Annotated in this window: 19 protein-coding genes; 18 read left to right on the plus strand and 1 reads right to left on the minus strand. The window is 69.3% G+C overall.

What is annotated here, in order from left to right; all coding sequences use genetic code 11:
• The first annotated feature begins 36 nt into the window (after nt 1-36).
• From V3328_RS00620 to V3328_RS00665, 10 genes are all read left to right on the plus strand, one after another.
• Nucleotides 37-1,557, plus strand: coding sequence for a sugar ABC transporter ATP-binding protein (locus V3328_RS00620; protein WP_340327697.1), 1,521 nt, complete (start codon nt 37-39; stop codon nt 1,555-1,557).
• 1 nt (nt 1,558) lies between these two features.
• Nucleotides 1,559-2,572, plus strand: coding sequence for an ABC transporter permease (locus V3328_RS00625; RefSeq protein WP_340327698.1), 1,014 nt, complete (start codon nt 1,559-1,561; stop codon nt 2,570-2,572).
• Nucleotides 2,572-3,609 carry an ABC transporter permease gene (locus V3328_RS00630; protein ID WP_340327699.1) on the plus strand — a complete coding sequence of 346 codons (1,038 nt, stop codon included), beginning with the start codon at nt 2,572-2,574 and terminating at the stop codon, nt 3,607-3,609. The genes V3328_RS00625 and V3328_RS00630 overlap by 1 nt, the downstream gene beginning before the upstream one ends.
• Before the next feature lie 175 nt (nt 3,610-3,784).
• Complete coding sequence (locus V3328_RS00635) at nt 3,785-5,002, plus strand: sugar ABC transporter substrate-binding protein (protein ID WP_340327700.1); 1,218 nt, start codon at nt 3,785-3,787, stop codon at nt 5,000-5,002.
• 74 nt (nt 5,003-5,076) lie between these two features.
• Nucleotides 5,077-6,363 (plus strand): histidinol dehydrogenase, encoded by a 1,287-nt coding sequence (hisD, locus tag V3328_RS00640; RefSeq protein ID WP_340327701.1) that lies wholly within the window; start codon nt 5,077-5,079, stop codon nt 6,361-6,363.
• An 88-nt stretch (nt 6,364-6,451) separates the two neighbouring features.
• Nucleotides 6,452-7,555: a LacI family DNA-binding transcriptional regulator gene (locus tag V3328_RS00645; protein WP_340327702.1), complete on the plus strand. Its 1,104-nt coding sequence runs from the start codon at nt 6,452-6,454 to the stop codon at nt 7,553-7,555.
• On the plus strand, nt 7,552-8,121 hold the full coding sequence (locus V3328_RS00650; RefSeq protein ID WP_340327703.1) for a hypothetical protein: 570 nt from the start codon (nt 7,552-7,554) through the stop codon (nt 8,119-8,121). Before V3328_RS00645 ends, V3328_RS00650 begins: the two co-directional genes overlap by 4 nt.
• Nucleotides 8,122-8,172: 51 nt before the next feature.
• Entirely contained in the window at nt 8,173-9,060 is an 888-nt protein-coding gene (locus tag V3328_RS00655) for an N-acyl homoserine lactonase family protein (RefSeq protein WP_340327704.1), read from the plus strand.
• 13 nt (nt 9,061-9,073) lie between these two features.
• Nucleotides 9,074-10,018 (plus strand): 3-hydroxyacyl-CoA dehydrogenase, encoded by a 945-nt coding sequence (locus V3328_RS00660; RefSeq protein ID WP_340327705.1) that lies wholly within the window; start codon nt 9,074-9,076, stop codon nt 10,016-10,018.
• On the plus strand, nt 10,015-10,779 hold the full coding sequence (locus tag V3328_RS00665) for an SDR family NAD(P)-dependent oxidoreductase (protein ID WP_340327706.1): 765 nt from the start codon (nt 10,015-10,017) through the stop codon (nt 10,777-10,779). Before V3328_RS00660 ends, V3328_RS00665 begins: the two co-directional genes overlap by 4 nt.
• Here V3328_RS00665 and V3328_RS00670 read toward each other — a convergent pair.
• On the minus strand, nt 10,709-11,728 hold the full coding sequence (locus V3328_RS00670; protein WP_340327707.1) for a LysR family transcriptional regulator: 1,020 nt from the start codon (nt 11,726-11,728) through the stop codon (nt 10,709-10,711). The two genes, V3328_RS00665 and V3328_RS00670, sit on opposite strands and share 71 nt — an antisense overlap.
• A gap of 95 nt (nt 11,729-11,823) precedes the next feature.
• Between V3328_RS00670 and V3328_RS00675 the strand changes: the two genes are divergently transcribed.
• The 8 genes from V3328_RS00675 (at nt 11,824) to V3328_RS00710 (ending at nt 21,023) form a co-directional block, all read left to right on the plus strand.
• Nucleotides 11,824-13,275, plus strand: a complete 1,452-nt coding sequence (locus V3328_RS00675) for an aldehyde dehydrogenase family protein (protein ID WP_340327708.1) — start codon at nt 11,824-11,826, stop codon at nt 13,273-13,275.
• A 23-nt stretch (nt 13,276-13,298) separates the two neighbouring features.
• Nucleotides 13,299-14,285 carry a membrane dipeptidase gene (locus V3328_RS00680; protein WP_340327709.1) on the plus strand — a complete coding sequence of 329 codons (987 nt, stop codon included), beginning with the start codon at nt 13,299-13,301 and terminating at the stop codon, nt 14,283-14,285.
• Nucleotides 14,282-15,970, plus strand: a complete 1,689-nt coding sequence (locus V3328_RS00685) for a hypothetical protein (RefSeq protein ID WP_340327710.1) — start codon at nt 14,282-14,284, stop codon at nt 15,968-15,970. The genes V3328_RS00680 and V3328_RS00685 overlap by 4 nt, the downstream gene beginning before the upstream one ends.
• Complete coding sequence (locus V3328_RS00690) at nt 15,970-16,608, plus strand: DUF3726 domain-containing protein (protein ID WP_340327711.1); 639 nt, start codon at nt 15,970-15,972, stop codon at nt 16,606-16,608. Before V3328_RS00685 ends, V3328_RS00690 begins: the two co-directional genes overlap by 1 nt.
• 12 nt (nt 16,609-16,620) lie before the next feature.
• Nucleotides 16,621-17,625: an Ldh family oxidoreductase gene (locus V3328_RS00695; protein WP_340327712.1), complete on the plus strand. Its 1,005-nt coding sequence runs from the start codon at nt 16,621-16,623 to the stop codon at nt 17,623-17,625.
• 141 nt (nt 17,626-17,766) lie between these two features.
• Nucleotides 17,767-18,777 (plus strand): ABC transporter substrate-binding protein, encoded by a 1,011-nt coding sequence (locus V3328_RS00700; RefSeq protein ID WP_340327713.1) that lies wholly within the window; start codon nt 17,767-17,769, stop codon nt 18,775-18,777.
• 142 nt (nt 18,778-18,919) lie between these two features.
• Nucleotides 18,920-19,792, plus strand: a complete 873-nt coding sequence (locus V3328_RS00705) for an ABC transporter permease (protein ID WP_340327714.1) — start codon at nt 18,920-18,922, stop codon at nt 19,790-19,792.
• Nucleotides 19,793-19,796: 4 nt separating this feature from the next.
• Nucleotides 19,797-21,023 carry a quaternary amine ABC transporter ATP-binding protein gene (locus V3328_RS00710; RefSeq protein WP_378758909.1) on the plus strand — a complete coding sequence of 409 codons (1,227 nt, stop codon included), beginning with the start codon at nt 19,797-19,799 and terminating at the stop codon, nt 21,021-21,023.
• Nucleotides 21,024-21,036: the final 13 nt, after the last annotated feature.

Here is a 21,036-nt window from a genome sequence, read left to right on the forward strand (position 1 = left end):
GCCGGGCCGGTTTCCGGCGCTGCACGGAGGAAAAGCTTGGGACGCGACCAACTGCTCTCGGTCACCGGTCTGGCAAAGCGCTACGGGGCGACCGTGGCCCTGCAGTCGCTGTCCATGGAGGTCGCCCCCCGCGAAGTGCACGCGATCCTCGGCGAGAACGGTGCCGGCAAGTCGACGCTCGTCAAGATCCTCTCCGGCGTGGTGCGACCCAACGGCGGAACGATGCGGCTCGGCGGGAGCGACTACACCCCGCACTCGATCGTCGAGGCACGGCGTGCCGGCGTCTCGACGGCTTTCCAGGAACTGAGCCTCCTGCCGAACCTGACGGTGGCGGAGAACCTACTGCTCCCGAACGTGTCGGGCGGACCGTTGCGGCCAAGTTCGCGCGGCGACGCGATCGCGGCGGCCCGCGACATCTTCGCTGAATTCGACATCGACGACATCGATCCGCGCTGGCGGGTCGAGGACCTGAGCCTTGCCGAGAAACAGCGGCTCGAGATCACCCGGGCCTTCTCCCACAAGCCGCGGCTGCTGATCCTCGACGAGCCGACGGCGGCGCTGCCCGACACCACCTGGCTGTTCGACCAGATCCGCCGGCTGACCGGGGATGGCGTCGCGATCCTCTACATCTCGCACCGGCTGGCGGAGGTGCGCGAGCTGTGCCAGCGCGCCACGGTGCTGCGCAACGGCGTCTCCATCGGAACGGTGGATCTCGCCGGCATCAACGACGACGAGATCTTCAAGATGATGGTCGGCCGGGCGCCGGAAGCCCGCTTCCCCGGCCGCGCGCCGGCCGCCGGCGACAGGCCCGTGGTGCTGGAGGGCCGCAACCTGTCGTCCGGACGGATGCGCGACGTCAGCTTCGAGTTGCGGCAGGGCGAGATCCTCGGCGTGGCGGCGCTCGAGGGCCAGGGGCAGCTCGAGCTGTTCCGGGCGCTGGCCGGGCTCGCGCCGGCCACCGGCGGCGACATCCAGGTCGACGGCAGCCCGGCAGCGCTCGCCTCGCCCCACCAGGCGATGGCGGCTGGGATCGCCTACGTGCCGGAAGAACGCAAGGTCGAAGGGGTGTTCGGCGGCCTGACCGCCGCCGCCAACGTTTCCCTGCCGAAGATCGGGGCGATCTCCAGGTCAGGTATCCTCACCCACGCCCAGGACGCGAAGGCCATCGCCGGCCCCGCCAGGGCGGTGGAGCTCGCCGACCGCTACTTCGGCTTCCGGATGAACGACCTGTCGGGCGGCAACCAGCAGAAGGCGGTGCTGGCGCGCGCCCTGATGAGCGGCGCGCGCTGCCTGGTCATGTTCGATCCGACCCGCGGCGTCGACGTCGGCACCAAGCAGGCGATCTACGCGATGATGCGCGACTTCGCCGACAAGGGCGGCGCGATCCTCGTCTATTCGTCGGAATTGCCGGAACTGGTCAATCTCTGCGACGCCTGCCTGGTGATCTACGGCGGCCGGGTCGCGGCCGAGGTGCCGCGCGGGGAGCTGTCGGAACAGTACCTGCTGACGGCCGCCCACGGCCATGTCGGCGACGAACCGATGAAGGCGGCGAGCTGAGATGAGCGCCGTCGACGCGACATCGGCGACAGAGGCCGGCCACGCCGCGCCGAAGCGCCGGCTGCGCCAGGGCATCGCCTCGCAGGGGGCGGTCCTGATCGGCGTGATCTACGTCATCCTGTGGGTCGTCTACGCGGCCGAGCAGCCCTCGGCCCTGTCGGCCTATTCGATCGAATCGCTGCTCAACAATTCGCTGCCGCTGATGCTGGCGGCGGCCGGCCAGACCTTCGTCGTGCTGCAGGGCGGCTTCGATCTCTCGGTCGCCGGCATCATCTCGCTGTCGAACGTGCTGGTCGCGGTCTATCCGGTCGAGGGGCCGTTCGGGGCACTGGTCAACCTGGCGATGGTGGTAGGCGTCGGGCTCGCGGTCGGCGCCACCAACGGCATCCTCGTCGCCTACATGCGCATCCAGTCGATCGCCGCGACGCTGGCCACGATGATCGTCTGCCAGGGCATCGCGCTCTTGATCCTGAAGGCACCCGGCGGCTACGTGTCGGAGTTCATCGCCTACGAACTGACCGGCTCGCTGTTCGGGACGGTGCCGGTCGCGGCGGTGATCGCGGTCGCCGTCGCCTGCATCTGGCTGGCGTTCCGGCGCACCAACACCGGCATCGCGCTCTACGCGGTCGGGCGTGACGCGACGGCGGCGGAACTGTCGGGCATCGACGTCCGGCGCACCCGGTTCGCCGCGTTCTGCTGGGCCGGCGTCCTCTACGGCTGCGCCGGCTTCATGCTGTCGGCCCAGACCTCGACCGGCAATCCGACCGCCGGCGAGCCGTTCCTGCTCCTGTGCTTCGCCGCCGTCGCGCTCGGCGGCACCTCGTTTTCCGGCGGCTCCGGCGGCGTCATCGGCTCGCTGATCGGCGCGGCGACGCTGATGCTGATGCAGAAGGTGCTGTTCTCGACGGGCGTCTCGTCGTTCTACACCGGCGTCTTCCAGGGCGTCGTGATGATCGTCGCGGTGCTGTTCGCAGCCTTCGTCCAGTACATGTCCAGGTCGCGGGGCAACGGCTGATGAGCGTCGAGGACGACATGACGGCAACCGATGCGGCGGCGGCGGCGGCCGACACCCGCGGCGCCGCGCGGATCGGCAGCGAACCGATCACGATCGCGGTAATCTTCGGCATCACCGTCCTGCTGATCCTGTCCTCGCGGTTCATCAGTCCTGCCTTCGGCGGCTGGAGCCAGACCGAGACGATCCTGTTCCTGTCGTCGTTCCTGGTGTTCTGCTCGTTCGGGCAGGGCCTGGTCATCCTGGTGCGCGGGCTGGACCTGTCGATCGCCTCGATGATCACGCTCGGCGGCGTGCTGACGACGACGTGGCTGGCCGGCAGCAACGACGGTATCTGGTACGTCATCCCGGCGATCCTCGCCGTCAGCGCCGCGATCGGCAGCATCAGCGGGATCGGCGTCACCGTGCTGCGGATTCCGCCGTTCATCATGACGCTGGCGATGGGCATCATCGTCTACAGCCTGTGTCTCGGCTACACCCAGGGGACGCCGCGCGGTTATCCCGCGCCGGCGCTCGCCGACCTGATGCGCGCCCACGTGCTGGGCGTCCCGGCGCCGGTGCTGCTGCTGGCGGTGTTCGTGGCGATCGCGGTGGTACTGCAGTCCTGGACCACCTTCGGTCGCAGGCTCTACGCGGTGGGCAACAATCCGGTCGCCGCCCACGTCTCCGGCCTGTCGACGCGCCGGCTGACGATCGGCGCCTACGCGATCTCGGCGATGTGCGCCGGCTTCACCGGCATCGCGCTGGCCGCCTACGCCAACGGCGCGACGCTCCGGATGGGCGACGACTACCTGCTGCCCTCGATCGCCGCGGTGGTGGTCGGCGGCTCGTCGATCCTCGGCGGCAAGGGCAATTTCCTCGGCACCGTGGGCGGCGCCATCCTGCTGACGACGCTCGGCACGATCCTGGCGGCGCTCGGCATCGAGCAGGGCTGGAAGACGATCATCGAGGGCGCCGTCATCCTGGTCGCCCTGATCATCCTGCGCGAGAGCGTCTACGAGGCGATCCGCGTCTGGATGGGGAGGACGTCCGCGGGCTGAGGGGAATCCCGACGCCCCGGACAGGACGGAAAGGTTTGCGAGTGGGTTTTTCCGAGCCGTCGTGCAAACGATTGCATGACGATCGGGGAGAAGTCGCGGCACCTGCCGAGGGACCTGGTGCGTGCCGTTTCGAGAAGGCCGGGCTTGCCGGCCGAACAATATGGAGGAACACGAAATGAGAGTGACTAGAAGCCTGGCCTCACTGGCGCTCGGGGCGCTCGTGGCGGTCGCCGTGGTCGGCGCCGCCAGCGCCCAGGACAAGAAGAAGATCTACCTGTCGCTGAGCTATTCCGGCAATTCCTGGCAGAGCGAGGCGGCCAACATCGTCAAGGCGCTGGCCAAGACGCCGCCCTACAACGAGACCGTCGAACTGGTCGAGGTGATCTCCGGCACCGACCCGCAGGCGCAGATCTCCGACTACGAGAGCATGATCGCCGACGGCGCCGACGGCATCATCTCCTTCCCGATCTCCTCGACGGCGCTGAACCGCGTCATCAAGCGCGGCTGCGAGCAGGGCGTGCTGTTCTTCATGTACGACGCCACGGTCACCGAGCCGTGCGCCTACAACATCAGCTACATCACCTCGGGCTTCGGCGAGAACACCGCCCAGGCGCTGGTCAACGCGCTCGACGGCAAGGGCAAGATCTTCCTGTCACGCGGCGTGCCCGGCAACTCGGTCGACGAGCGCCACACCAACGGCGCCAAGCACATCTTCGACCAGTATCCCGGCATCGAGGTCGTGTCGGAGTACTACAGCTACTGGGACGACCGCACCACGCAGCAGGAGACCGCCAAGGCGCTCGCCGCCCATCCCGACGTCGACGGCATCTGGGCCCAGGCCGGCGAGTACGGCGCCATCGAGGCGCTGCGCCAGGCCAATCCCGACCGCCTGGTGCCGGTCACCGGCGAGAACTCCAACGGCTTCCGGCTGGCGCTCGCCAACCCGGAGGACCAGGCCAAGGGCCTGAAGGGCGTCTCCTCGGGCTCGCCGCCCGCGCAGTCGGGCTACGCCTTCAAGCTGATGATGGAGATCCTCAACGGCGACCGCGAGCTGGAGCCGATGAACATCCAGTATCCGCTGCCGTGGGTTCCCGCCGACGCGGTGCAGCTCTGCGAGGGCGACACCTTCGAGAACGGCTGCAACGCCTTCCCGGACGGCAAGGTGCCGAGTTCCTTCGTCACCGAGGTGTTCAATCCGGAGCTGCTGCCGGAACTGTCGCTGACCTCGGCGCTGGACGGCGAGCCGACGCCCGGCGCGACGATCCAGCCGCTTCCCGCCGACGTGGTGGTGAAGGCGCCCAACGAGCCGGGCATCAACTGCCAGCGTTGCGAACCGCCGGCCGATCTCTACAAGCTGACCAAGATCGAGCCGACGGTTAAGCCGGGCAACTGAGTGCGATCCCGGGAGGGGCGGAGGTCCGCCTCTCCCGTCACTATCCGGCGGCAGCGCCGAGGCAGGAAGGAAATATGGCCGAGATACTGAAGTCCGGAATGGACCCCGAATCACTCGACGCGGTGGACAAGTCCGTCCGCGAGACGGTGCAGGCGATCCTCGAACGCGTGCGCACCGAGGGCAGCGCCGCGGTTCGCGAGTATTCGCAGAAGTTCGACAACTGGAACCCGGAGAGCTTCCGGCTCTCGGACGCCGAGATCCAGGACTGCATCGACAGCCTGCCGGCGCAGACGATCGACGACATCAAGTTCGCCCAGGCGCAGATCCGCGGCTTCGCCGAGGCGCAGAAGGCATCGATGCTGCCCGTCGAGGTGGAGACGATCCCCGGCGTGACGCTCGGCCACCGGCACATCCCGGTGAAGAGCGTCGGCTGCTACGTGCCCGGCGGCCGCTACCCGATGGTCGCCTCCGCCCACATGAGCGTGGTGACCGCGCGCGTCGCCGGCGTCGACCGGGTCATCGCCTGCACCCCGCCGACCAACGGCAAGGCGCATCCCGCGACGATCGCGGCGATGGCGCTCGGCGGCGCCGACGAGATCTACCTGCTCGGCGGCGTCCAGGCGATGGCGGCGATGGCGCTCGGCACCGACGAGATCGCCCCCGTCGACATGCTGGTCGGCCCGGGCAACGCCTTCGTGGCGGAATCCAAGCGCCAGCTGTTCGGCCGCGTCGGCATCGACCTGCTGGCCGGGCCGACCGAGATCCTGGTGCTGGCCGACGACACCGCCGACGGCGAGATGTGCGCCACCGACCTGCTCGGCCAGGCCGAGCACGGGCCGAACTCGCCGGCGGTGCTGGTCACGACCTCGCGGCGCGTCGCCGAGGACACGCTGCGCGAGATCGACCGGCAGCTCGGCACCCTGAAGACGGCGGAGGTCGCCGGCAAGGCATGGGCCGACTACGGCCAGGTCATCCTCGTCGAGGACGACGAGGAGATGCTGCGCGAGGCCGAGCGGATCGCCTCCGAGCACGTCGAGGTGCTGACGGAGAACCCGCGCTGGTTCCTCGACCGGATGACCAACTACGGCTCGCTGTTCCTGGGCAAGGAGACCAACGTCGCCTACGGCGACAAGGTGATCGGCACCAATCACACCTTGCCGACCAAGACGGCGGCCCGCTACACCGGCGGACTGTGGGTCGGCAAGTTCATGAAGACGGTGACCTATCAGCAATGTACGGAAGAGGCGAGCGTGGTCATCGGCGAGTACTGCTCGCGGCTGTGCGCCATCGAGAACTTCTGGGGCCACAAGGAACAGGCCGACCTGCGCCTGAGACGCTACGGCGGCAGGAACACGGCCTGAGGCCGCGGCCCGGCAAGGCGGGGAGCGTCCGACGGCGACCCATGCATTCGCGCCGCGCCCGGGACCGCAGCAGCACACGGACATCGGCATGACATCGATCTCCAAGGACACGGCAGCCGCAGACCCCTCTTCCCCCGATCCCGGGCCCGACCCGGGACCGGCGGCGGACGCGGCGACAGGCTGGTCGCGCGTCACCGCGCGCGACATCGCCGAGGAGCTCGGCGTCTCCGTCTCCACGGTGTCGCGGGCCTTCACCGAGAATGCCGTCATCGCGCCGGAGACGCGCGAGAAGGTGCACCAGGCGGCGGAGCGGCTCGGCTACCAGCCCAACCCGTTCGCCCGCAGCCTGATCACCCGGCGCAGCAAGATCGCCGGCATCGTCGTCGCCGACATCACCAACCCGTTCTATCCCGAGGTGCTGGCCAGCCTGACGCGGCGCCTGCAGGACACCGGCCTGCAGACCATGCTGTTTTTCGCCGGCCCCGGCCGCAAGACCGACGACGCGCTGCCGACGCTGCTCCAGTACAGCCCCGACGTCGCCATCGTGCTGGCCGCGACCATGTCGTCGGAAATGGTGACGGCCTGCCGCGCGGCGGGGACGCCGGTCGTGCTGTTCAACCGTTACGTACCCGGATCGGGGGCGGCGGCGGTGTGCTGCGACAACTTCGACGGCGGCCGCCAGGTCGCGGAGGCGCTGGCCGCCGCCGGCCACCGGCGCCTCGCCTACATCGCCGGCCTGCCCGACACCAGCACCAACACCGACCGCCTGCGCGGCTTCGTCGAACGCTGCGCCCAACTCGGCGTCGAGGCGCCGATCGTCGAGGAGGGCGGCAGCTTCACCTACGAGGCCGGCTTCACCGCCGTGAAGCGGCTGATGGACCGGCGCAATCCGCCGGACGCGATCTTCTGCGCCAACGACATCATCGCCATCGGCGCGCTCGACGCCGCCCGCCGCGAGCTCGGCCTGTCGGTGCCGCGGGAGCTCTCGGTCGTCGGCTTCGACGACATCTCGATGGCGGCCTGGCCGTCCTATTCGCTGACCACCGTGCGCCAGCCCGTCAACGCGATGATCGAGACGACCATCGACGAGGCGCAGCGGCTGCTGGCCCACCCGCAGGCGCAGGCCGAGGAGCACACGCTGCCGGGCCGGCTGATCCGGCGCGGGTCGGCCCGACTGGAGGAGACGACATGACGGCAGTCCAGACCGGAACAGGGGCCGGCGCCATCCACGGAGCCGACTGCTCGATCTGGGACCTCCCGGCGGACGCGGCCCCGGATGCGCTGATCGGCGAGGGCATAGATCGCGACGAGGTCATCGCCTATCTCGGCGCGGCGCGGCCCGTCTACGACGCCTTCAAGCGGGTGCTCGGCCAGTTCGCCGGGCTGCTGCTGCTGTCGCAGGCCGACAGCCGCAGCGTCGTCGACCTCGACCTGCCGATGCACACCTCGGCGAGGGACCAGCTGCTTGAAGCGACCGAGCGGCTTCGCGCGGTCCCGGCCACCGCCGCGGTCGAGCGTCACCGCGACGCGCTGCTGGCGATTGCCGGGCTGCTGCGCAGCGGACTTGAAAAGCTCGAGAAGGACCTGTCCTCGCCGCGCCGCGCGGAGGCGGAGTTCGAGGCGATGTCGGCGCTGCTGCACGAGGCGCAACGGCGCCTGCTGGCGGCGTCCGAGCCGCGGGCGGGCATGACGCCCGTCGACTTTTCCCACGCCTGCTGCTCGTGCGGAGCCCGCAAACACACAGGCAGGCCGGGATAGCCGGGCCGCCACCGCGACGCATCAGCGAGACAAATCCGAAGGGAGGAAATGATGGCGCTCTACTCGATCCACGTCCTGGAGTATTCCTACGTCCCGAACTACCACAAGAGCGGCGTGCTGTACGGCGCCCACAACCAGGGCTACGTCAAGCTTCCCTACTGCTACGTGCTGATCAAGAGCGACGAGCATGTCGCCCTCGTCGACGTCGGCTACAACCACAAGGACTACGGCAAGCACCTCGCCGACAAGTTCGGCGTCGAGAACTGGCACAGCCCCCGGGAGGTGCTGGCCGAATGCGGCGTCACGCCGGAGGACGTCGACACCGTCTTCATCTCGCATGCCCATTTCGACCATTTCGGCTGCGTCGAGGACTTCCCCAACGCAACCTTCTACATCCAGCGCTCCGAGATCGAGAACTGGGTCTGGGCGATGTCGCTGCCGGACCGGATGCGCTGGATGATGATCGCGGTCGATCCGGGCGACATCCTGCGCGGCGTCAACCTGGCGAAGGAGAAGCGGCTCAGGGTGATCGACGGCAGCGTCGAGAACGTGCTGCCCGGCATCGACCTGCATGTCGCCCGCGACAGCCACACCTTCGGCTCGATGTGGGTGACGGTGCGCAACGACAACGAGACGGACTCGAGCGATACCTGGGTGCTGGCCGGCGACCTCGTCTACCAGTTCGACAACCTAGAGGGCGACGGGTTCGCCGTCGACGTGGAGACGATGTACACGCCGGTCGGGCTGGCGGTCGGCAGCCAGATGAACCTGGTGCTGGCGACCGAGGAGATGATGAAGCAGACCGGCTACGAGGCGCGCCGCGTCATCCCGATCCACGAGGAGCGGCTGGCCGACACGTTCCCCTGTCGGATCACCGACAACAAGCTGCGGATCAGCGAGATCTGCCTGGCCGACGGCGCCACGTCCGTCGTGTCCTGAGGGCGCAGCGGCGATGACCAGACCCGTCGGAATTGTCGGTGCCGGCCTCGTCGGCTCCGGCTGGGCGATCGTCTTCGCGCGGGCCGGCTATCCGGTTCGCGTCTTCGACAGCGACGCCCGCACCATGGCGACCTTCGCCGAGCGGGTGCGCGGCAACCTCGAGGATCTGGCCCGCTACGAGCTGATCGACAGCCCCGACGCGGTGTTCGAGCGCGTCGAGATGGTCGACACGCTGGAGCAGGCGGTCGGCGAGGCGGACCATGTCCAGGAATCGGTGTTCGAGCGCACCGACGTGAAGCAGGCGATCTACCGGCAGATCGACGAGGTCGTCGGAGCCGACACCGTCGTCGGGTCGTCGTCGTCGGGCATCCCGGCGTCGGAGTTCACCGACGGGCTCGACCATCGCGAGAACTATCTGGTCGTCCATCCCGTCAACCCGCCCTATCTCGTGCCGGTCGTCGAGATCGTGCCGGCGCCGTGGACCCGTGCCGAGGCGGTCGAGCGGGCGACGACGCTGATGGAGGCGGTTGGGCAGGTGCCGGTGCTGGTGCGCCGCGAGGTCGCCGGCTTCGTCCTCAACCGCCTGCAGGGCGCGCTGCTCCGGGAGGCGTGGGCGCTCTACGAGGAGGGCTATGCGAGCCTCGAGGACATCGACAAGACGGTGTCGGCCGGTCTCGGACGCAGGTGGTCGTTCATGGGCCCGTTCGAGACGATCGACCTCAACGCGCCGGGCGGCATCAGCGACTATGCCGAACGGCTCGGCGGACTCTATCTGGACATTGCCCGGCAACGCTCCGACCCGCAGCCCTGGAGCCGCAACCTGATCGCCCGCGCCGACGCCGAACGGCGCGGCGCGCTGCCCAAGGAGAGCCTCGGCGAGCGCACCAAGTGGCGCGACCGGCGGCTGATGGCGCTGTCGGCGTTCATGGCCAGGAGCCGGGAGGCGGAGGGCGAATGACCGGCGACACCCCCCTGTCGCGCTATTCGCTCGACGGCCGCACCGCGCTGGTGACCGGCGCGGGCCGGGGCATCGGGCGGGCCTGCGCGCTGGCCCTTGCGCGCTCCGGCGCCGACGTCGCGCTGATGTCGCGCTCGCGCGACGAGTTGGAATCGCTGGCCTCCGAGGTCAAAGCGACCGGCCGACGGGCGCATGTCCTGGTGGCCGACGTCTGCGACAAGGCAGCGGTCGATGCCGCCATCTCGGGCCTGCCGCGGCTCGACGTGCTGGTCAACAATGCCGGCACCAACGTTCCGCAGGAATTTCTCGACGTCGACGAGGAGACCTTCGACAGGGTCACCTCGATCAACATCCGGGCGGCGTTCTTCACCGCCCAGGCGGCGGCGCGGCGGATGGTCGCCGCCGGCGCCGGCGCGATCGTCAACATGAGCTCGCAGGCCGGCCACGTCGCGCTGGTCAGGCGCACGGTCTACTGCACCACCAAGTTCGCCATCGAGGGCCTGACCAAGGCGATGGCCGTCGACCTGCGCGGCACCGGCGTCCGGGTCAATGCCGTGGCGCCGACCTTCGTCGAGACGCCGATGACGAAGCCCTTCCTGTCCGATCCGGACTTTCGCGCCTACGTCGACGCCAACCTGCTGACCACCCGGCTGGCCGGCGTCGACGACGTTGCCGACGCCGTGCTGTTCCTCAGCTGCGATGCCTCGGGGATGGTGACCGGGACGAGCCTGCTCGTCGACGGCGGCTGGACGGCGCACTGACCGGCAGCTCGGCCGGGTCGCCCGACGCGGGCAGACTGACCGGGCGCTGGCGGATCGGCTCGACGCCGGCCCGTGCGACGAGGTCGGGCAGGGCGGCCAGGATGACTTCGCGGAATGCGGATGCCACGGGACTGCGCACCGCGCCGCGACGCTCGAGCAGCCCGACGGTGCGCTGCGCCTCGCCGTCGCGCAGCTCCAGCGCGGCAGCGCCTTCCGGCAGACCGACGGTCGCCAGCGCCGGCAGCAGCGTGATGCCGAGACCCGCCCGCGCCAGCGCCACGAGCGAGGTGACGTTGTGGACCGTCAGCGACGCGCGCGCCGCCTTCGCCCGATAGCCGGCCGACTGGATCGCCTCCGAGGCGCCGTTGCGGATCAGCGTTTCGCCGGCGAGGTCGGACCAGCGCAGCGGCGAGGGCCTGGCGCACAGCGGCGAACCCTCCGCGCACACGACCTTGAAGCGGTCGCGGAACAGCGGCGTGAACTCGGTGAGGGCATCTGATACCGGCTCGCCGGCAAGCCCCAGATCGGCCTGGTCGGCCTCGACCATCGCCTGGACGCTGCGGCTGTCGATGTCGAACAGCTCGACCTCGAGCCCCGGCCGCTCGGCGACGAACCGCGGCAGCAGCGCCGGCAGCAGATGGGTCGCGACCGACGGCACCGCGGCGACGCTGAGGCGGCCGATGCGGTTCTGGGCATAGGCGCGGATGCGGGCGATGGACTTGTCGTAGCTGCGCAACTGCACCTGTGCGGTGTCGAGGATGAAGCGGCCGAGCGCCGTCAGGCTGCTCTTGCGGTCGGTGGCAAACAGCGGCCCGCCGACCTCCTCCTCGAGCTGCTTCAGCGTCATCGAGATGGCCGAGGCGGTGCGGCCCAGGCGGTCGGCGGCGTCCTTGATGTTGCCGACCTCGGCGACGGTGATGAAGACGCGCAGCGCTTCCAGCTTGATCATGCCCGCTCCACTTCAGGAATCCTGAAATTGGTAACAGATATTTCTGTTTGATTGAAGCGGCGGCTTCGCCGAGGTTGTCCCGCACGGAGCACCGAATGACAGCCACCTTTGCAAACCTGATCGCGGGCGAATGGACGCCGGGCGGCGAGACCGTCGCGAATATCAATCCCTCGGATCTCTCCGACATCGTCGGCGCCTACGCGCAGGCGACGCCGGCCCAGCTCGACGATGCGGTATCGGCGGCGCGGGCGGCGCTGCCGGCCTGCCGTGAACTCGGCCTCGAAGCGCGCCAGGCGGCGCTCGATGCGATCGGCCGCGAGCTGATGGCGCGGGCCGAGGAGCTCGGCACGCTGCTGTCGCGCGAGGAGGGCAAGCCGCTCGCCGAGGGCCGGGGCGAGGTCTATCGCGCCGGCCAGTTCTTCAGCTATTACGCCGCCGAAGTACTGCGCCAGCTCGGCGAGACCGCCGACTCGGTGCGCCCGGGCGTCGAGATCGACGTGCGCCGCGAGCCGATGGGGGTCGTCGCGGTGATTTCTCCCTGGAATTTCCCGGTTGCCACCGCGAGCTGGAAGATCGCCCCGGCGCTCGCCTTCGGCAACGCGGTGATCTGGAAGCCGGCGAACGAAACGCCGGCCTCGGCCTGGGCGCTGGCCGAGATCGTCTCCCGTTCGGGCCTGCCGGACGGCGCCTTTCAGCTCCTGATGGGTCCCGGTTCCGGCATCGGCAGCGGCCTGGCCGGCCACCGCGGCGTCGACGCCGTCACCTTCACCGGATCATACGAGGTCGGCTGCCGGGTGGCGCTCGCCGCGGCGGCGAACCTGACCAGGTTCCAGCTCGAGCTCGGCTCCAAGAACGCGCTGGTCGTCATGGACGACGCGGACCTGCAACTCGCCGTCGACGCCGCGATAGCCGGCGGCTATTCCGGCACCGGCCAGAAATGCACCGCCTCATCGCGCCTGCTCGTCCACGAGGCCGTGCACGACGCGTTCGTCGACAGGCTGTCGTCCGCGCTGTCGGCGCTCACGGTCGGGCACGCCCTGCACGAGGACACCCGGATCGGTCCGGTGATCAGCGCCGGCCAGCTTGCCGCCAACCTCGACTGGATCGACAGGGCGCGGGCCGACGGCGCGGACGTCGTCACCGGCGGCGGGCGGCTGTCGCTGCAACACGAGGGCCACTACATGGCCCCGACGCTGCTGGCCGGCACCACCAACGACATGGACGTCAACCGCGCCGAACTGTTCGCGCCGATCGCCGCGGTGCAGAAGATCGGCTCCTGCGCGGAGGCCCTCGCGATCGCCAACGATACCGACTACGGCCTCGTCGCCGGCATCTTCACGAAGTCGCTCGCCCACGCCACCCATTTCCGCCGCAACGTCGAGACCGGCTGCGTCACCGTCAACCTGCCGACCGCCGGCACCGACTACCACGTGCCGTTCGGCGGCCGGAAGAACTCGAGCTTCGGGCCGGGCGAGCAGGGCCGGGCGGCAGCGGAGTTCTATACCCAGGTCAAGACCTCCTACATTCGCGCCGGTGAGCCCGAGTGAGTATGGTGCCGGATACCGTGACCATGGACCCCGCGATCATAGACTGCCTCCAGTACGCCAACTGGTCGGAGAAGATCTTCCGCCAGATGCGGGCCGGCGGCCTCGATGCCGTGCATGCGACGATCGCCTATCACGAGTCGTTCCGCGAGACGGTGCTCAACGTCGAGGCCTGGAACCGCCGGTTCGAGCGCCACCCCGACCTGATCGTCCGCGGCCTGACCGGCGACGACGTTCGGCGCGCCCGCGCCGAGGGACGCACGGCGATCGTGTTCGGCCTGCAGAACCCCTCGCCGATCGAGGACGACATCGGTCTCGTGGAGATCTGCCACGCGCTCGGCGTCCGCTTCATGCAGCTCACCTACAACAACCAGTCGCTGCTGGCGACCGGCTGCTACGAGGACGAGGATACCGGCGTCACCCGCTTCGGCCGCCAGGTCATCGCGGAGATGAACCGCGTCGGCATGGTCGTCGACATGAGCCACTCCGCCGAGCGCTCGACGCTGGAGGCGATCGACCTCTCGTCGCGCCCGATCGCCATAACCCACGCCAACCCGGCCTGGTGGCATCCCGCGCGCCGCAACAAGTCCGACGCGGTGCTGCGGGCGCTGACGGACAGGGGCGGCATGCTCGGCTTCTCGCTCTACCCGCACCACCTGAAGGACGGCTCCGGCTGCACGCTGCGGGTCTTCTGCGAGATGATCGCCGAGACGGCCGGGCGCTACGGCAGCGAGCATCTGGGCATCGGCTCCGACCTCTGCCAGGACCAGCCCGACAGCGTCGTGGAATGGATGCGCAACGGCCGCTGGTCGAAGGTCACCGACTACGGCGAGGGCTCCGCCGCGGCGCCGGGCTTCCCGGACCAGCCCGGCTGGTTCCGCGACAACCGGGATTTCCCGACGCTTGCCGAGGGCCTGCGCGCGGTCGGCTTCTCGGAAGCCGAGACGGCCGGCATCATGGGCGGCAACTGGCTGAGGTTCTACGACGCCTCGTTCGGGCCCGAGACCGCATGACCGCGGCGGCCCATCGCGACGACCGGGCGGCGCCGAGGCCGCCGGACGAGGTGATGCGGCTTGCCCGGATGGGCGCCTTCTTCCCGACGAGGCTGAGCTTCATGCGGACCCTGCTGCGCCGCCTGTCGGCGGAGCGCGCCGTCGTGCACCGCGCCGTCTGGGAGATCGACGACGCGGGCTTCGGCCGCGCCGTCTACTCGGTGCCGCTCGGCGGCCACACCTACTCGCTGGTCGCCTTCTCGACCCCGCTGGCGCCGGAGGATCGCACCGATCGCGTCATCGCCGAGGCGTGGGACACGAGCTACGTGCTCTACGACGGCGTGCCGGCGCCCGGCGACCTCGACCGGCTGCAGGCGAATGCGCCGCGCCAGGAGGCCGGGCGCTTTTCCGCGACCGACCTCGTGCTGTGCCGCGCCAACCGGTCGGTGCGGCTGTTCGAGCATGTCGCCGACTGCCTGTCGCGCGGCGTCCAGCCGCCCGCCGACGTGATCAACGCGACCGGCTACCTGATGCGCACCACCGCCGTCTACGGCAACGGCAAGTTCGGCATCGCCGACCGCGCCCGCATCGAGACCCGGCCCGGCCTGTCCGGCCCCTTTGCCGCCGAGATGCTCGCCGTCTGGCTGGTGCGCGGCTTCACGATCGATCTGGTCGAGCACATCGCCCGCAGCCGCGCGCCGGACAGCTTCGTTCCGCTCGACCGCGCCCTGAAGCGGCATCTGGGCATCGGCAACGCCACCGGCCTCGGCATGGCGCCGTTCCTCGTCAGCCATCCGATCCTGCTCGACCGCTGGATGACGGCGCGGGAAACGGCGCTCGCGCGGGTGCGCGCGGTCCCTCACGCCTCGCCCGAGGCCCGCGACAAGGCCGAGGAGCTGATCGCCCGCGTCCGCCGGCACCTCGACCAGTGGCGCGTCGCCGACGCGCGGCAGTCCCGGCGCATCGAGGTCCTGCGGCGCGAGGTTGCCGATCTCGCCGCGCTGGCGACGCGGGACTGGCTCGCCGGGCCTTTTCCCTGGGACCGGCTCGTGGCCGCGTCGATGCGGCACTCGCTCGAATGCCAGGAACTCGTCGTCTCGCTGGTGCTCGAGCCGAACGGCGCGCTGGTCGACGACCTGGCCGACACGATGGCGAGCGCCGGGCGGCCTCGGCTGCGGCCGGAGATGCCGGTGGCCGCCCTGACTGACCTCGTTGACAGCCGCTTCGCCTGGGCGCTCGGCATCGACTTCGAGGACCGGGAGGCGACGGATCGGTTCTGGTATGTCTCCGAGGAGAAGCTCGAGCCGCGGCTCGGCAGCCGCCACCAGGAGCCGGGCGCCGACAAGGAAATGCCGCTCGATATTGCCCGCCAGGTCCAGGCGTTGCGCCGCGAACTTGCCGCCGCTCCGGCGTCGCAGACCGTGGCGGAGTTCCTGCTTGCCCGTCCCGCCCATCGCCATGCGGTGCGGCGCGTGCAGACGGCCGCTGACCACCCCTATGCCGAGATCCGCGACAACCTGATCGCCGCCGATTGCCTGCCGATCGACATGCTGCGCTGCAAGCTCTCCTTCTTCGGCGCCGCCAAGTTCGACCCGAAATCGGACCGGTGGACCCGCATCACCATGTTCCAGGGCGCGCCGCTGCTCGACGAGATCGCCACGCCGCTCGCCGACGACTGGTGGCTGTCGGCGCTGGAGGGCCTGTGATGCGCCGCTCGCTCAACGAGATCGAGGTGGCGCTGCGGAAGGCCGCCGTCGGCGCGGGCTTACCGTTCGGACAGGCCGAGGACATCGGCGAGGCCGGCGCCTGGCTTTGCGCACACGGGCATGACGGGATCGGCGCCTGTCTGGCCGCCCTCGGCGGCAGTCGTCCCGAAGCGGCCGCGGCGATCCGTCTGGACGGTACCTCGACCGTCCCCGAGGCGCGCGTCGCCTGGACCGGTCCCTCCGCGCTCGACCTGCTGCTGGCCGACGAAGAGCTCGCGGAAATCGCGTTCACGGGCATCGACGCGCCGCTGCTGCTCGCCGGCTGCGCGGGGGTGGCGGCCGCAGCCGGGGGGACCTGCTTCGACCTGCGGTTCCCGACCGGATGCACCGTCTCGATCGGGCCCGGAGGCCTCGCCGTTTCGGGCCCGCTGCCGCCGGCGGGCGCGGATGCGGTGCTGACCCGCAGAGGTCATGCCGGCTCGCGCCCGCGGACGCCGCAGACCTCGCCCGCCGAAGGAGCCGAAGTCGGCGAGGCGGCGTGGGTGGAGGTGCTCGCCCTTGCCGCGCTGACATACGTGCCCGCCAGCGAGGCCTCGCGCGCCACCGGCGCAGGCGCCGGCGATATCGACAACGACTGAGACGGGGAAGCCATGTCCGCAACGACGATGACGCTGGCGGAGATCGAGGCTCTGGCGCGCGACGCGCTGGAGGTCGCCGGCGCAAGTCCCGGCAACGCCGCATCGGTAGCCCGTTCGACGCGGCTCGCAGAACGCGACGGCATCCGCAGCCACGGCCTGCTCTACGTCCCGATCTACGCCGAACACGTGAGATGCGGCAAGGTCGACGGACGGGCGGTTCCCGGCGTCGAGCAGACGCGGCCCGGCGCCGTGCGCGTCGATGCGAAATCCGGCTTCGCCCATCCCGCCATCGATGAGGGATGGCCGGCCTTCACGGCTGCGGCGCGCGACTGCGGCGTGGCGGCGATGACGGTGCGCAACTCCTACAACTGCGGCGTGCTCGGCCATCACGCCGAGCGTCTCGCCGGGGACGGACTGGTCGGGCTGTGCTTCACGCACGCACCCGCCTCGATCGCGCCGGTCGGCGGCTCGGTGCCGGTGATCGGCACCAATCCCTTCGCCCTCGCGGTGCCGGACGGCTGCGGCGGCGCGGCGCTGGTGATCGACCAGTCTGCCAGCGTCGTGGCGAAATCCGAGATCATGATGCGCGCCCGTGCGGGCGAGCCGATCGAGCCGCACTGGGCGCTCGACGATCGGGGGCGGCCGACGACCGACGCCGACCTGGCGCTGAAGGGATCGATGGCGCCGTCCGGCGGCTACAAGGGCTTCGGCGTCGGCCTGATGGTGGAGGTGCTCGCCTCCTGCCTCGCCGGCGCCGTGTCCAGCCGCGAGGCGAGCCCCTTCTCCGGAACCGCCGGCGGTCCGCCCGGGACCGGCCAGTGCTTCGTCGCCTTCGACCCCGGCGCCTATGGCGCGGCCGGGTTCCAGGTCGCCATCGATGCCCTCGTGGATGCGATTTCGGGACAGCCGGGAGCCCGCGTGCCGGGCGCCCGCAGACGGGCGAAACGGGAGCGGATCGAGCGCGACGGTGTCAGCGTCGACCAGGCGCTGATCGACAAAATCCGAGGCGTCGCCTGAGCGCGGGTTCAGGAAAACTGAAATAAAGCTAAGTTATTCCTGTTTGCCTGAAATTTGCACTTACCCCATGCTTCGCGTTAGGACCAGAGGGGTCGGCAGCCTTGCCGGCATGTTTCAAGCTCAGTAACAGGGAGCTTTCATATGAAAGTTTTGAACTCGACCATCGTCGCCGCGGCGGCATCGGTCGTCATGACCGTAGGGATTTCGGCGCCTGCCTCGGCCACCGAGTGCGGTACGGACGACGAGATCACCATTGCGGAAATGACCTGGCTCTCCGCCAGCACGCTGGCCCGCGTGACGGAGAAGATCCTCGCCGACGGCTACGGCTGCAACGCCTCCGTGGTGCCCGGCGACACCGTGCCGACGGCCACCTCGATGCTGACCAAGAGCGAGCCGGACATCGCGCCCGAGATGTGGGTCTCCACCGCCCAGTCGATCTGGGACCAGATGATGGAGAAGGGCAACGTCTACAAGGCCGGCGACATCTTCTCCAAGGGCGGCGAAGAGGGCTGGTGGATTCCGGACTACGTCGCCGAGGAGCATCCGGAGATCAAGTCGATCACCGATCTCAAGGACAACGCCAAGGTCTTTGCCGACATGTCCAACCCGGACATGGGCCGGCTCTACGGCTGCCCGCCCGGCTGGGGCTGCGAGATCATCACCAACAACCTGTTCGACGCTCTCGACCTCGGCGAGACGTTCGAACTGTTCTCCCCGGGTTCCGGCGAGAACCTGAAGGCCTCCATCGCCCGTCAGGTGGCCCGCAAGAAGCCGATCGTCGGCTACTACTGGGGTCCGACCGCGGTGATCGGCAAGTACAACCTCGTCCGGCTCGACATGCCCGAATATGACGCCGCGAAATTCAAGTGCCTGACCGACAAGGACTGCGAGGATCCGCAGGTCACCGGCTGGGCCGTCGGCGAGGTCGCCGTGGCCGCCGTCAGCGATCTCAAGGAGAAGGCGCCGAACGTCGCCGAGTTCCTGTCCAAGATGCAGGTGCCGAACGACGAGATCAGCGCCGTCCTGGCCTGGGGCGACGAGAACAGCGCCAGCCCCGAGGAGGTCGCCGAATACTTCCTCAAGAACAACGAGGATGTCTGGACCGCGTGGGTGCCGGACGACGTGGCCGAAAAAGTGAAGGCGTCGCTCTGACGACCCCGACGTCGGATCCTCTGATCTGACCCGGAAGGGACGGGCGCGGCAAGCGTCCGTCCCTCCGGCAATCGGGAACGGTCCGGCCATTCGAATCGATCCCGTGACGACGGGCCCCTGACGCGAATTCGGATGGCGAGCGATGGCTGACACCTTTCCCGAACTGATCGACACCCGCGCCCTGCGGATCGCGCTTGACGACGGCTTCACCTGGATCGTCGCCCACTACGGGGAAGCGCTGGAGATCGCCTTCCTGCCGGTGCTGCGGGCGCTGCTGGCGACGGAAGACTTCCTGCAGTGGCTGCCGTGGTATGTCGTGCTGATCGCGCTCAGCGTCTTGACCTATCTCGCCTCGCAAAGCTGGAAGGCGGCGCTCGGCACCGCCGTCATGCTGTTCATCATCGGTCTGCTCGGGATCTGGGAACCGGCCATGGCGACGATCGCGCTGATGATCATCGCCACCCTGCTCGCCGTCCTGATCGGGATCCCGATCGGCGTCGCGATGTCGCGGTCCGACACCATGCAGTCAATGACGCTTCCGGTGCTCGACATCATGCAGACGATGCCGATCTTCGTGTACCTGATCCCCTTCGTCATGCTGTTCGGCCCGGGCAAGATCCCGGCGCTGCTGGCGACCATCGTGTTCGCCATCCCGCCGGTCATCCGCCTCACCAATCTCGGCATCCGCCACGTCGACGCGGAGGTGATCGAGGCCGTGACCGCCTTCGGCGCGACGCCGCGCCAGCGGCTGTTCACCGCGCAGATACCGCTTGCGATGCCCACCATCATGGCCGGCATCAACCAGACCACCATGATGGCCCTGTCGATGGTCGTCATCGCCTCGATGATCGGCGCCGGCGGGCTCGGCTACCAGGTGCTGCAGGGAATCCAGCGCCTCGAGGTCAGCCGCGGCCTGTTCGCCGGCCTCGGCATCGTCTTCCTGGCCATCATCTTCGACCGCATCGCACAGTCCTACGGACGGCGCATGCAGCAGCACCTCAACATCGGGTCCTGAAGCGATGGAGACCGGCACGGCCGATATCGGCAAGACCAGCACCGGCAGGACCAGCACCGGGGACATCAAGATCGCGGTGCGCAACATCTACAAGGTGTTCGGGTCGGATCCCCAGTCCGTCATGGACGTGGTCCGGGCGGGGATCAGCAAGAGCGACCTGCTCGACCAGACCGGCCACGTCATCGGCATCCGCGACGTCTCGCTCGACATCAAGGCCGGCGAGACCTTCGTCGTCATGGGCCTGTCGGGGTCCGGGAAGTCGACGCTGATCCGCCACTTCAACCGGCTGATCGAGCCGACCTCCGGCCAGATCCTGGTCGACGGCGCCGACGTGCTGGCGCTGAGCGCGGCGGAGCTGCGCGACTTCCGCCGCCACAAGGTGTCGATGGTGTTCCAGCGCTTCGCGCTTTTACCGCACAAGACGGTGCTGGAGAACGTCGCCTACGGCCTCGTCATCGGCGGCATGCGCAAGACCGAGGCGCGGCAGAAGGCGATGCAGCAGATCGAGCTGGTCGGGCTCGACGGTTTCGAGCACCAGTATCCCAAGCAGCTCTCCGGCGGGATGCAGCAGCGTGTCGGCCTTGCCCGCGCGCTGGCCACCGAATCAGAGGTCATGCTGATGGACGAGGCGTTCAGCGCGCTCGATCCGCTGATCCGCAACGACATGCAGGACCAGCTCAAGAACCTGCAGTCGCGCCTGCACAAGACCATCGTCTTCATCACCCACGACCTCGACGAGGCGCTGCGCATCGGCGACACGATCGCGATCCTCAAGGACGGCGAGCTGCGCCAGGTGGGACCCGGGCCCGAAATCCTGCTCAACCCCGCCGACGACTACGTCGACCGCTTCGTCCGCGACGTCAACCGCGCCCGGGTGGTGACGGTCGGCTCGATCGCCGAGCCGGCCGCAGCCCTTGCCGCACGCGAGGCGACGGCCGCGCGCTGCGGCGAACTGCTCGAGACGAACGCCGCCGTCGTTCTGACCGAGGAGGGCAAGCCGCGCCATCTGCTGACGCGCGAGACGGCGGCGAACGGGCTCGAGGAGATCCTGCGCGACATCTCCGCGCTTCCCGAAGCCGCCGCAATCGACCGGCACGCGACCCTGGAGGAGAGCTTCCCGCTGCTCACCGGCCCGGCCGACCGGGTGGTGGTCACCAACGCGCAGTCCGAGCCTGTCGGAGCGGTCGCCCGGAAGGCGGTCCTGGAAGCGATGGTGCGGCACGACCGCTGACGGTCCGGCAAGA

Origin of the sequence: Microbaculum marinum (genome assembly GCF_037855135.1) — a bacterium.
Taxonomy (GTDB): Bacteria; Pseudomonadota; Alphaproteobacteria; order Rhizobiales; family Tepidamorphaceae; genus Microbaculum; species Microbaculum marinum.

What these genes read in the sequence shown, in the direction of transcription:
- V3328_RS00625 (WP_340327698.1), top strand. Translation starts at nt 1,559, where the DNA reads ATGAGCGCCGTCGACGCGACATCGGCGACAGAGGCCGGCCACGCCGCG.
- V3328_RS00630 (WP_340327699.1), top strand. Translation starts at nt 2,572, where the DNA reads ATGAGCGTCGAGGACGACATGACGGCAACCGATGCGGCGGCGGCGGCG.
- V3328_RS00635 (WP_340327700.1), top strand. Translation starts at nt 3,785, where the DNA reads ATGAGAGTGACTAGAAGCCTGGCCTCACTGGCGCTCGGGGCGCTCGTG.
- hisD (WP_340327701.1), top strand. Translation starts at nt 5,077, where the DNA reads ATGGCCGAGATACTGAAGTCCGGAATGGACCCCGAATCACTCGACGCG.
- V3328_RS00645 (WP_340327702.1), top strand. Translation starts at nt 6,452, where the DNA reads ATGACATCGATCTCCAAGGACACGGCAGCCGCAGACCCCTCTTCCCCC.
- V3328_RS00650 (WP_340327703.1), top strand. Translation starts at nt 7,552, where the DNA reads ATGACGGCAGTCCAGACCGGAACAGGGGCCGGCGCCATCCACGGAGCC.
- V3328_RS00655 (WP_340327704.1), top strand. Translation starts at nt 8,173, where the DNA reads ATGGCGCTCTACTCGATCCACGTCCTGGAGTATTCCTACGTCCCGAAC.
- V3328_RS00660 (WP_340327705.1), top strand. Translation starts at nt 9,074, where the DNA reads ATGACCAGACCCGTCGGAATTGTCGGTGCCGGCCTCGTCGGCTCCGGC.
- V3328_RS00665 (WP_340327706.1), top strand. Translation starts at nt 10,015, where the DNA reads ATGACCGGCGACACCCCCCTGTCGCGCTATTCGCTCGACGGCCGCACC.
- V3328_RS00670 (WP_340327707.1), bottom strand. Translation starts at nt 11,728, where the DNA reads ATGATCAAGCTGGAAGCGCTGCGCGTCTTCATCACCGTCGCCGAGGTC.
- V3328_RS00675 (WP_340327708.1), top strand. Translation starts at nt 11,824, where the DNA reads ATGACAGCCACCTTTGCAAACCTGATCGCGGGCGAATGGACGCCGGGC.
- V3328_RS00680 (WP_340327709.1), top strand. Translation starts at nt 13,299, where the DNA reads ATGGACCCCGCGATCATAGACTGCCTCCAGTACGCCAACTGGTCGGAG.
- V3328_RS00685 (WP_340327710.1), top strand. Translation starts at nt 14,282, where the DNA reads ATGACCGCGGCGGCCCATCGCGACGACCGGGCGGCGCCGAGGCCGCCG.
- V3328_RS00690 (WP_340327711.1), top strand. Translation starts at nt 15,970, where the DNA reads ATGCGCCGCTCGCTCAACGAGATCGAGGTGGCGCTGCGGAAGGCCGCC.
- V3328_RS00695 (WP_340327712.1), top strand. Translation starts at nt 16,621, where the DNA reads ATGTCCGCAACGACGATGACGCTGGCGGAGATCGAGGCTCTGGCGCGC.
- V3328_RS00700 (WP_340327713.1), top strand. Translation starts at nt 17,767, where the DNA reads ATGAAAGTTTTGAACTCGACCATCGTCGCCGCGGCGGCATCGGTCGTC.
- V3328_RS00705 (WP_340327714.1), top strand. Translation starts at nt 18,920, where the DNA reads ATGGCTGACACCTTTCCCGAACTGATCGACACCCGCGCCCTGCGGATC.
- V3328_RS00710 (WP_378758909.1), top strand. Translation starts at nt 19,797, where the DNA reads ATGGAGACCGGCACGGCCGATATCGGCAAGACCAGCACCGGCAGGACC.